Annotated in this window: 1 protein-coding gene; it reads right to left on the minus strand. The window is 43.1% G+C overall.

All coding sequences use genetic code 11. From position 1 onward, the window contains the following. On the minus strand, window positions 1–405 hold a 405-nt coding region (locus tag CRO04_RS25845), incomplete at its 3' end, for a hypothetical protein (RefSeq protein ID WP_141401070.1). Between the last annotated feature and the right edge of the window lie 112 nt (window positions 406–517).

Below are 517 nucleotides of genomic sequence, written 5' to 3' on the forward strand. Positions count from 1 at the left end.
TTCCCCGTATGTAACATTAATGGTTGGTGCCAGGACCTGAGCCCGATCAGCGGCTGTGATTGATGATTGCACATCAGATACAAGCTGTTCTGCAACATAAGAATCTTTCGGAATTGTGATCTCAACATCGGAAGTGACATCTCGCTGCTGTGTATCAACATCGGAATTGACATCCACCCAGGTATAAGCACCCGTATATTCATTAATGGTATCCCCCAGGGTTCCATAAGAGAGATAAGTTCTTAATTCATCAAGAGAGCCGTAAACAGGAAACGGAATATTTGACATCGTTTCTGCGGTATAATCAGTTCCAGAAATCAACATATAAGAGAAGTTCGGTTTTTCGTAAGGATAATAAGTATAGGTACCGGAATTGTTTGAATAGGTGACCCTGGAAACCTTCATCCGCCTTTTCCCCGTATGTAACATTAATGGTTGGTGCCAGGACCTGAGCCCGATCAGCGGCTGTGATTGATGATTGCACATCAGATACAAGCTGTTCTGCAACATAAGAATC

Origin of the sequence: Lacrimispora amygdalina, assembly GCF_900205965.1 — a bacterium.
Classification (GTDB): domain Bacteria; phylum Bacillota; class Clostridia; order Lachnospirales; family Lachnospiraceae; genus Lacrimispora; species Lacrimispora amygdalina_A.